General features: G+C 40.0%; 1 protein-coding gene. It reads right to left on the bottom strand.

What is annotated here, in order from left to right; translation table 11 throughout:
- On the bottom strand, window positions 1-11843 hold an 11843-nt coding region (locus ACY2RT_RS15190), incomplete at its 3' end, for a DUF7507 domain-containing protein (protein WP_490156784.1).
- Window positions 11844-12252 lie beyond the last annotated feature (409 nt).

The raw sequence follows: 12252 nt of genomic DNA, 5'->3' as shown, positions 1-12252 counted from the left end.
ATACCAGGTAAAGGATCGGTCAAAACAATATTATACAAAGTAACATTACCTGTATTGGTAACACTAAAGACATACGTGATCGTCTCTCCTACCTGTGGAATGAAATCACCGTTGTCATCGTTAAAGACTCCTGATTTTGTTAATGATAAAGAAGCATCTTGACACAATACTATAATAGTTGAATCATCTTCAAAATTACTGTTGTCATCGGACAGGTCATTTACAACTGTACCATTAGGTGCAGTTCCTTCTGCAGTAGCCTGATTGACTACCTCACCTGCATCTACATCGGCTTGTGTGATAGTATAGGTCGCTGAGAATGTTTCTGTATCAGACTCGCCGGCTGCTAAAGTAATTGGGCCTCCAACTACAGCAACAATAGGATCTGTAACAGTAACATTGCTTAATGCTACATTACCCAGGTTGGTAACAACAAAGTCATAAACAATTGTTTCACCCAGATCTGCACAACCGTCTCCATTTTCATCGGTAGGAGTTCCTACTTTAATGATGGCTATCTTCGGATCCTGACATAACACAGTAATTGTTGAATCATTTTCAAATTCACTATTATCATCAGATAGATCTGAAACTTGAGTGCCTAACAAAGTAAATCCTGTTACGGTCGCTTGATTTTCCACAAAACCAGTATCAATATCTGCTTGAGTTATTAGGTAAGTAGCTGTAAATGAGGTTCCATCTGATGTAAAAGGTGCCAATGTAATGGGCCCTCCCTGTACATTGACCAATGGATCTGAAACTGTAATATTCTCTAATGTAACATTGCCAAGGTTATACACGGTAAATGTATAGCTAATAGTTTCCTTAGGATCTGCACATCCATTTCCATTTGTGTCGTTAACTGTTCCTACCTTAACCAGAGCAATGAATGGTTCCTGACATAATTCTACAAATGTAGGATCGTCTTCCAATACACTATCGTCATCTGAAAGGTCGGACACAGTAACTCCTCCCTGAGTAGTTCCTTCGGCTGTAGCTTGATTTACTACCCCCGCATTATCTATATCAGCTTGTGTAATGGCATAAGAAGCTGTATAGATCCAGGTCTCGGTTACATCCAGTTCATTATCACCATCTGTATCTCCGGAGTCTGGTCCGGCAATTGGGCCTCCCAATAGTGGATCATCCACTATTATATTTGCAAGGCTCATATTCCCTTGATTGGTTACTGTCATTGTGTAGTCAATGGTCTCACCAACATCAGCACATTTATCACCATTTTCATCTACAAATACACCTGTTTTCACAATCGCAATTGCCGGGTCTTGACATAATTCAGTGATCGTTATATCGTCTTCCAATAAACTATCATCATCAGACAAGTCATTTACCACGGTGCCATCCGGTGCAGTACCTTCTGCTGTAGCTTGATTTTCAACCTGACCGGCATCTATATCTGCCTGTGTAATTACATAACTTGCTGTAAAGCTTGTAGCATCAGATTGTCCTGACACCAGTACAATAGGTCCTCCCACAACCGTCACTAAAGGATCTGTAACAGTGACATTAGTCAAGGTCAAGTTTCCTACATTAACCACTGTAAAGGCATAATCAATAGTTTCTCCAGGATCAGCACACTGATCGCCGTTACCATCTATAAAAGTTCCCACTTTGATAATTGCAATTGCCGGATTCTGACATAGATCAATGATCGTCACATCATCTTCCAATACACTGTTATCATCAGACAGATCACTTACAGGGTTACCATTGGTATCATCTCCTGTAGCAGTTGCCTGGTTGATTACTTCTCCGGCATCAATATCCGCCTGAGTAATAGCATAAGAAGCTGTATAGATCCAGGTCTCGGTTACATCTAATTCACCATCATTATCTGTATCTCCTGAATCAGGACCCGCAATTGGGCCTCCTAATAATGGGTCATCCACTACTATATTCGCAAGGCTTACATTGCCTTCATTAGTTACTGTAAAAGTATAGTCTATAGATTCTCCAGGGTCAGCACACTGGTCACCGTTACCATCTACAAAGACTCCTGTCTTTACAATGGCAATAGCCGGGTTCTGACATAATATTGTGATCGTTGGATCATCTTCTGTAAGTACACTTTCATCAGACAAGTCTGTTACATCCGCTCCAATAGGTGGTGTCCCTGTAGCTGTAGCCTGATTTTCAACTTGACCGGCATCTATATCGTCCTGCGTAATCGAATACGTGGCAGTAAAGCTTGTCGTATCAGATTGTCCAGGTGTCAATACTATCGGACCGCCAGTTACAGTTACCAAAGGATCAGTTACCGTAACATTACTCAGAGTTACATTTCCGGTATTAACCACTGTAAAGGCATACTCGATAGTTTCTCCCGGATCAGCACATTGATCTCCATTACCGTCAACAAAAGTTCCTACTTTAATAATAGCAATACTTGGTTGCTGACATAAAATGGTGATCGTAGGATCATCTTCTGTAAGTACACTTTCATCAGACAAGTCTGTTACATCTGCTCCAATAGGTGGTGTTCCTGTAGCTGTAGCCTGATTTTCAACTTGACCGGTATCAATATCTACCTGAGTAATTGTATATGTAGCTGTAAAGCTTGTAGTATCAGATTGTCCAGGTGTTAAAACAACCGGGCCGCCCGTTACGGTCACTAATGGATCGGTAACAGTGACATTACTCAAGGTTACGTTTCCTGTATTGACTACTGTAAAGGCATACTCAATAGTTTCTCCAGGATCTGCACATTGATCTCCATTACCGTCAACAAATGTTCCTGTTTTGATAATCGCAATACTTGGTTGCTGACATAAAGGAGTGATCGTAGGATCATCTTCCGTAAGGACACTTTCATCGGAAAGGTCTGTTACAGGTGCTCCAATAGGTGGTGTTCCTGTAACTGTAGCCTGGTTAGTTACCTGGCCGGCATCAATATCTGCCTGAGTAATTGTATATACAGCTGTAAAGCTTGTAGCATCAGATTGTCCGGGGTCCAGTACAATTATTGGGCCTCCGACCACTGATACTAAAGGATCGGTTACCGTAACATTGCTTAGAGTTACATTACCTGTATTAACTACTGTAAAAGTGTACTCAATAGTTTCTCCAGGATCTGCACATTGATCTCCATTACCGTCAACAAATGTTCCTGTTTTGATAATCGCAATACTTGGTTCCTGGCATAATGCTACAATTGTTGGATCATCTTCCAATACAGTATTATCATCTGAAAGATCAGTAACCACAGTTCCGTCCGGATCTGTCCCCTGAGCAGTCGCCTGGTTAATTACCTTTCCGGCATTTATATTTGCTAGTGTGATTGCATAGTTTCCTGTGTATACCCATGTTTCATCTACCTGTAACAACCCATCGTTGTTTGTATCTCCACTCACAAAAGTGATAGGAGTTATAAGTGGGTCCGTTACACTAATAGCTGATAGTGGCACATTTCCTTCATTTGTCACTACAAAGGTATAAGTGACTGTCTCACCTACATCACTACACTGATCTCCATTCTCGTCATTGAAGATTCCTGTTTTCACAATAGCAATAGCAGGAGCTGGAGTTTGTGCTATAAGAATATAAGCTGTTGCTACATCGGTAGCAACCGGTGAGCCATCATCAAAAATTGTATATACGAATTGATCCGTTCCAATAAAATCTGTTCCAGGTGTATAAGTAAATGTTCCATCTGCATTGATAGCAAGAGTTCCATTGCTTGGACCGCTTATTGGGGTGATAGAAGTATTTACTGTTTGATTGTCTCCTTCAGGATCACTATCATTATCCAATACATTTCCTGAAATTGGCGTATTTACTTCTCCATAGTAAGCATCATCATTCGCTACAGTAATGTTTCCATTATTTGGAAGCACATATATAGTAACAATTGCATCATCACATAGTGGTGGGTTTCCGTTATCACAAATTGTGTACATAAATGTATCTACTCCTAAGAAACCGTTATTTGGCGTATATGTATAACTACCATCGGGGCTTAATACCACCGAACCATTGGTAGGTTGTGTATTAGTTGTGACTGTAATTGGGTCTCCATCCGGATCAAAATCATTCGGCAATACATTACCACTTACAGGAATATCCATGAGTGTTACATTGGTATCATTATTTGCTACTGGCGGGTCATTGTCAATAACGGGATAGTCAACAATCTCAATTGTAACTGTTGCTGTATCACAAGCTTGCGGATTACCTCCATCACAAATTTGATATACAAATGTATCTTCTCCAACAAAATCTAGTGCGGGTGTGTATGTATATGTTCCATCTGAATTAAATACAAGCGTACCTCCATTAACAGGACCGCTTACCAATGTAAATATCTCAGTTCCTGCCGGACCATCAGTATTCAAATCATTGGTGCCAACGGCTCCACTTACCGGAAGATTCACAAATGTGTCATTAATATCATCTATAGCCAAAATAGTATTCCCTATAGTACCTACAAGGATTACTACTGTAGCTGAATCTGTTGCTACAGGATTTCCGTCATCGAAAATTGTATACACAAAACCATCCGGTCCTGTATATCCTGAATTCGGGGTATAAACAAACGTTCCGTCTGCATTCAATACAACAGTACCATTGCTTGGACCACTTACGGGACTTATGGTAATATCTACTGTTTGATCGTCTACTTCAGGGTCGGTATCGTTCTCCAGTACATTTCCATTGATAACAACATCAACAGTGGTGAAGTATGCATCATCTACTGCTGTAGTGATGTTTCTTACAGTGCCCAATACCTGAATGGTCACCACTGCAGTATCACATAGTGGTGGAGTTCCATTATCACAGATTGTGTATTCAAAAGTATCTTCTCCAACAAAATCCAATAGCGGAGTATAAGTATAACTACCATCAGGGTTAAGTGTTACCACAACGCCTTCCGTAGTTGTTACTAAAGGAGTGGTAATAGTAATAGGATCTCCGTCAGGATCATAATCGTTTGGCAATACATTACCATCAACAGGTACATTCACCTGCGTAGCATTTGTATCGGCATTTGCAACAGGAGGTTCATTGCCAGGGCTATTAATTGGCAACACTTCAATATAAACGATAGCACTGTCACATGCCTGTGGGTTTCCATCATCACAGATTGTATACTCAAAAGTATCCTCTCCAACATAATCTGTTGGTGGAGTATAGGTATAGGCTCCTGTAACAGGATCGATCGTAACGATAACTCCCTGTGTGGTGGTCACTGTTGTAGTGGTAACTGTCTGGGTGTCTCCCTCTAAGTCAAAATCGTTGGTAAGTACATTTCCGGCAACCGGAATATTCATAAATGTATCGTTGATATCATCTACGGCTACTGTAGTATTTACAAACGGACTTATTAAAAGTGTCACTGTTGCCATGTCGGTAGCAACAGGGTTTCCGTCATCAAAAATAGTATATACAAAACTATCCGGTCCTGTATATCCCAAATTCGGAGTATAAACAAATGTTCCGTCTGCATTCAATACAACACTACCATTACTTGGGCCGCTTGCGGGACTTATGGTAATATCTACTGTTTGATTGTCTCCTTCAGGATCGGTATCGTTATCCAGTACATTGGCACTGATCGGTACACCTACTTGTGTAAAGTAAGAGTCGTCCACTGCTGTTGTGATATTGTTTGGAGTACCCAATACCTGAATGGTCACCACTGCAGTATCACATAGTGGTGGAGTTCCATTATCACAGATCGTATATTCAAAAGTATCTTCTCCAACAAAATCCAATGGCGGAGTATAGGTATAACTACCATCAGGGTTAAGTGTTACCACAACGCCTTCTGCAGTTGTTACTAAAGGAGTAGTAATGGTAATAGGGTCTCCGTCAGGATCATAATCATTCGGTAATACATTACCATCAACAGGTACATTTACCTGCGTGGCATTTGTATCGGCATTGGCAACAGGAGGATCATTATCAGATCCGTCCCTGGGTTCTATTTCAATATAAACTATAGCACTGTCACATGCCTGTGGGTTTCCATCATCACATATAGAATACTCAAAAGTATCCTCTCCAACATAATCTGTTGGTGGAGTATAGGTATAGGCTCCTGTAACAGGATCGATCGTAACGATAACTCCCTGTGTGGTGGTTACCGTAGTAGTGGTCACTGTCTGAATGTCTCCCTCAAGATCAAAATCGTTTGTAAGTACATTTCCGGCAACCGGAATATTCATAAATGTATCATTGATATCATCTACTGCTACTGTAGTATTTACAAACGGACTTATTAAAAGTGTCACTGTTGCCATGTCGGTAGCAACAGGGTTTCCGTCATCGAAAATAGTATATACAAAACTATCCGGTCCTGTATATCCCAAATTCGGAGTATAAACAAACGTTCCGTCTGCATTCAATACAACACTACCATTACTTGGGCCGCTTGAAGGACTTATATTAATATCTACGGTTTGATCGTCTCCTTCAGGATCAGTATCATTGTCCAGTACATTGGCACTTATCGGTACACCTACTTGTGTAAAGTAAGAATCATCCACTGCTGTTGTGATATTGTTTGGAGTACCCAATACCTGAATGGTTACCACTGCGGTATCACAAAGTGGTGGAGTTCCATTATCACAGATCGTATATTCAAAAGTATCTTCTCCAACAAAATCTAATGGCGGAGTATAGGTATAACTACCATCAGGATTAAGTGTTACCACAACACCTTCCGCAGTTGTTACTAAAGGAGTGGTAATGGTAATAGGATCTCCGTCAGGATCATAATCGTTTGGCAATACATTACCATCAACAGGTACATTTACCTGCGTAGCATTTGTATCGGCATTGGCAACAGGAGGATCATTATCAGATCCGTCCCTGGGTTCTATTTCAATATAAACTATAGCACTGTCACATGCCTGTGGGTTTCCATCATCACAGATTGTATACTCAAAAGTATCCTCTCCAACATAATCTGTTGGTGGAGTATAGGTATAGGCTCCTGTAACAGGATCGATCGTAACGATAACTCCCTGTGTGGTGGTCACTGTTGTAGTGGTAACTGTCTGGGTGTCTCCCTCTAAGTCAAAATCGTTGGTAAGTACATTTCCGGCAACCGGAATATTCATAAATGTATCGTTGATATCATCTACGGCTACCGTACAGTTTTTCAGAATTGTAACTGTTACTGAAGCATCACATCCATTTGCATCAAGAACACTTATAGTATGAGCTCCTTCAGACAAGTCATTGAAAATACCTGAAGCTTGTGGTGTGCCTCCATCAGCAGAATAAAAGTAAGGAGGTGTGCCTCCTGTAGCTTCCACTGTAACTGAACTTGGAGCGTTACATAGAATATCTGTTTGCGAAATTAAATCCAATGTTAAACCATTAGTAGGTTGTACAACTGTTGCTGAATCGGTAAGAGTACAACCATTCGCATCGGTAATTACGACAGAGTAAGTTCCTGCAACTAAATTAAACAGGTCTTCAGTTGTTTCACCATTCGGGCTCCACAAGAAAGTATATGGCGGGGTTCCCCCTGTCACAGTTAAATCTAAAGCTCCCGTATTACCTCCAAAACAAGACACATTCGTAACGGCTATACCGGAACTTAATGCAACAGGTTCGTTAACAGTAGTTGTAGACATTGCTGTACATAAGGTAGATCCATCTGTAACTGTAACAGTATAAACACCAGCAGTAAGACCGGTGATGGTCTGCGTCGTTTGTCCTCCCGGACTCCATGAATATGTAAATGGTCCTAAACCACCGGTAACACCTACCGTGGCCGTACCATCACTTCCTCCATTACAAGTAACAGGGGTAGACGTAGCTGTTGCAGCCAGGTCACGACAAGATCCCGGATTAACCGTTGTTGTAGCCATTGCTATACAACCGTTAGCATCAGTTACTGTAACGGTATAAGATCCTGCACTTAGGCCTGAAATAGTTTGTGTTGTTTCTCCTCCCGGACTCCACAAATAGGTATATGGTGGTGTTCCTCCTGAAGGATTGGCTGTAGCTGTACCGTCGCCGGTAGTAGGTCCGGTCTCATCTGTAGAAGTCGCTGTTACGTTTAACGCTGATGCCGGCTCTGTAATTATTACATTTTGTTCAACAGGGAAACATTGTGTTCCGTCTATGGTAACACTAACGGTATACACTCCGGCAGCTAAATTGTTTATAGTACTTGAAGTAACTCCAGCATCCACTTGCGGTGGAACTGTATTCCAGCTAAACGTAAAGGTACTCACCGGGTGTAATACTGAACTGGCACTTACCGTAGCACTACCTGTCAGGTCACCTGTACAAAGAACATTATCAATATTATCTATATTAACTACAGCATCACAGTCCGGATCACAGATAATCGGAACTTGCTGTTGCAAAATACATCCGTTTGCATCGGTAACTACAACAGTGTATATACCTGTTGCCAACATAGTAGCTGTTTGTGTCGTTTGACCTCCTGGACTCCATAGGTATGTATAAGGTCCTACACCTCCTGATGGCGTTGCAGTAGCTTCACCATCTGCACATCCGCCTGAAGCAGTGGCATTCACCTGAGTAATTTGAATACTTAGCGGCTCAGGTTCTGTTAGTGTCACACTTATAGCATCTGTATTTCCTAAAGAGTCTGTAACTTCAATTGAATAAACTCCGGCAGTTAAATCGTTAAATGTAGGAGATGCTTGTGGTGTACCTCCATTAAGGGTATATGAATATGGAGGGACTCCTCCGGTAGCCATAACCGTTATAGAACCGGTATCATCTCCGTTACATAAGATATCTGTTTGTGTTTCCAGAACAAGTTCCAATTCTTCATAACAATCACCATCTACATTCACACCACTCGCAATTACCCATGATTGGCCGTTAACGCTTTGCCCATTTTGTCCGTTTCTGGTATCTACAGTAATCGTTACTTGAGTTACCGGTCCGGGAACTGCATTTAAAGTAAGGGTTGGAATTGCCAAACAGCAGGAACCTCCGGGTAATGATGCGTCTGGTCCGTAAAGAAATACTTCTTCCGAAATACCCCCGGCTTCAGCTTTTAACAGCAGATATCTTCCGTCATCTGTCATTTCAGAAATAGGGGTTTCAATAATTAGATTTCTTGGCCCTGTAAATGCAGGTATATCAATCGTGATTGTTTGTATATCATTCACCCCACTTCTACTGGTAAATACTCCTGAACTGGAAGAGGCATTAGCTACATTTCTAAAGGCGTAAACTACGACTGACTGCAATTTGCATTTCAAGGAGTTTGTTGTGGTATACGTAATAGAATTTGTATTCCCTAAAATCAATCCTCTGTATACCCATATATTCGAACTGCTTCCTACAGGAACAGACCTGTTTAAAGTATGCGTTACATTTGCTGAATCTGTAAACTGAATTGTTTGTCCAGGATTAGAACCTTTATAAACTATTTCAACTACATATTGGTATACATTTGCTGAATCGGGAATAGATGCAACAGTTGTAGTATTACAATTTGCATTGTAACCATATTCGTCAACCACTTTATCATCACCACATTCAAAATTCCATCCATCCGGACTATCTACTCCGTCAACGAAATCATTTCCACAGGTCGACATTAGATTAATAACCCGAGTGATCAAGTTATCGTTTGCCCCATCCACATCTGAGATTGATACATAACCATCAAGGTCATTTTCACGAATTTCATAAGTAACATCAACTAAGGCTTCAGGAATCGCAGCAATTACTTTATAATTCCCACTATTATCTGTTGCTACTGTTTGCGAGCTTCCGTCAGATCCGGTTACATCAATAGCTACTCCAACCAACGGATCCCCTCCTTCATCACTTACATTTCCACAAATAACAGGATACGTAATTAATACAGATTCTGGGTCGTTGTAGTTGGCACTATCCATATCCAGGGAATAATATCTGTCACTATCCCCGTCTATTTTACCTATTTTATAAATCAAAGAAGATGCATTTTCATAGTAGTTACTAAACGTCCACTTTGGATCTAAAGAAACATCTCCTCCCGGAGCAGTTTCTTCATCTTTAGCTTCTCCCCTAACATAATCGGCTCCTCTGGATATATCAATTTTTGGGTCTGAAGAAAGGAAATATGCATCTGGTAAACTTACTTCTGCATATTCTCTGGTACTTTGGCTATCACCATCGATGTCCAATGGTGTTCCAAAGAAAGATATAAGTACTTCATCACCATAATTCCCACCTCCTGAAACAAAAGTGACACTAAACTCTACACTTTGATCATTATTATTTGTACTGTTGATCCTTGGCTGAAAGGCTTCTTGAAGGCCTGATGATGTCACATCAATTTCTAACAACGATGCACCGCCGTTAAAAGCTTCAATCTTTACTAAGGCATCAACAATATTTCCATAAGGATTATTAGGGAACACATCCGAAAATCTATATACGGCCCCTACTTGTAAGTCTGAACCTGCAATTCGTTTTGGGTTCTCAAAATTAGAATCATCATAAAAAGGAGAACAAATACAATCTCGAGCAATTGGTACACTAACAATACTAATTTTATAATCTTCAACTTCACCATCCGGTGCTTCACTATATCCAGCTGTTAAATTATTTTGTGAAGAATATCTGAATCTTGCAAAGGTTGCTCCCATTACGGCATCACTTGGAACTGTAATATTTAAATTAATATTACCTCCGGAAGGAGATACATTGTTTGCTATTTGTTCATTACTATCAAAATCTCCATCCCCGTTCCAATCTGCCCAGGCGTTCAAAACCCCACTTCCATTTGTTTCTACCTCTAGTGTATAAGACTCCCCTGCATTTAATTGTTTATTGTCTAATGGGTCTCCGTTTAGTGTAACTCCATCTTCATCATCAATTCCGGTAGCATCATCACCAAATCCACCATTGACGGTGGTGAATGGATCTTCAGCATCCGGAGCTACACTACCTAAGAAAATAGTAATAGGATCTGATTCCAATACTGGCAATTGGTGAGCTGCCCAACCATAAGAGTTTGGAATATCACCTCCATCATCACGTACACCAACATTCCCCATGATACCTTCAACATCTGAGCTTCCGCCTAATTGAGCAACAGCACTTAGGTCTCCGTTATCTAAATTCACTTCATATATAATTCTTTCTCCATTTCGATCACTTTCAGTATATAATTTACCATCAGCAGCAAAACCAATTCCTTCTCCGTCCACAGCAAATTCAGTGCTAAACTCAAAAGTAGTATTGCCTGAAGTAACATCTATAGTATAAAAGTCCACATCATCATCGGTTTGAACATAGAACTCACCACTTACAGGATTCCAGGCAATTCCGTCTGCTATTTTAGTTGCACCAGTAAGTGTCTTTGGGTAACCCGCATATGATGCCCAGTTGTTGTTAGGGTCATAGGCGTATAATTTAGTACCTCCATCACCATCTCCACTTGGATCTACAATAACAAACATCACTTCTTCACCCGTCACATTATTAAGATAAAACTCAACACCTTGTACTACTCCGGTAAACATATTGTTCACCATAAGAGTAGAATTTCCATTTGAAGGATCTAGCTCATATAGATCACGATCATCATCAAATGCATAAATTTTTCTGTTATTCGCCCTAAAGCCTGAACCTTCTCCGTCGAAAGTTCTATCCGTAGTTTGGATAGTTGGATTTGGTAAGGGATTAGAACTAGGGTCTGGTGCCACAGAAAAAAGATCTGTACCATTATCTGGCAAGGCATACAAAAATGGTAAACCTCTACTTGTATTTGGAACTATTGTTGGCAATGGATCCTGTCCATAAACTAACATTGAAGAGAAAATAAATATAAAAACAGTTATACATTTTATAATTCTCTTATACAGGATAGAATAAGTAATATTTTGCATACGTTCTAAATTTTAAATGTTTGGTGAAGGAAATCTTGCCCCAACTGCAATGAATTTCACTCTAAGAGTATCAAATATACGTAGGAAAAAATGTTAAAGTCTTACTAAAAAAGAAGTATTAGCCGAAGAGTAAAATATTCTCGTTGAACAACGTAATTTAGAACTTTTTGCTTATTTTTTTTGTAGGAAAAGTATATACGTGTATATACGTAGATGTTTAGTTTTTAAGGAGTTTACATCAATATCATTTGTGAGAAGTATTTTTGAAAAAGGAATTAATTCAGATTCTTGCCACCTAGCTTAAGTAGTTAAATACGTGTGTATTTATACATAAAAACAAAAAGCGCTCCTTGTAAGATAGAGCGCCTTTTTTTAATTGAAAAATATTGGTTAATCTAATTCTGTATAA

Source organism: Ulvibacter sp. 2210JD10-4 (assembly GCF_058148525.1).
This window is presented reverse-complemented; position numbering and strand designations above follow the sequence as displayed.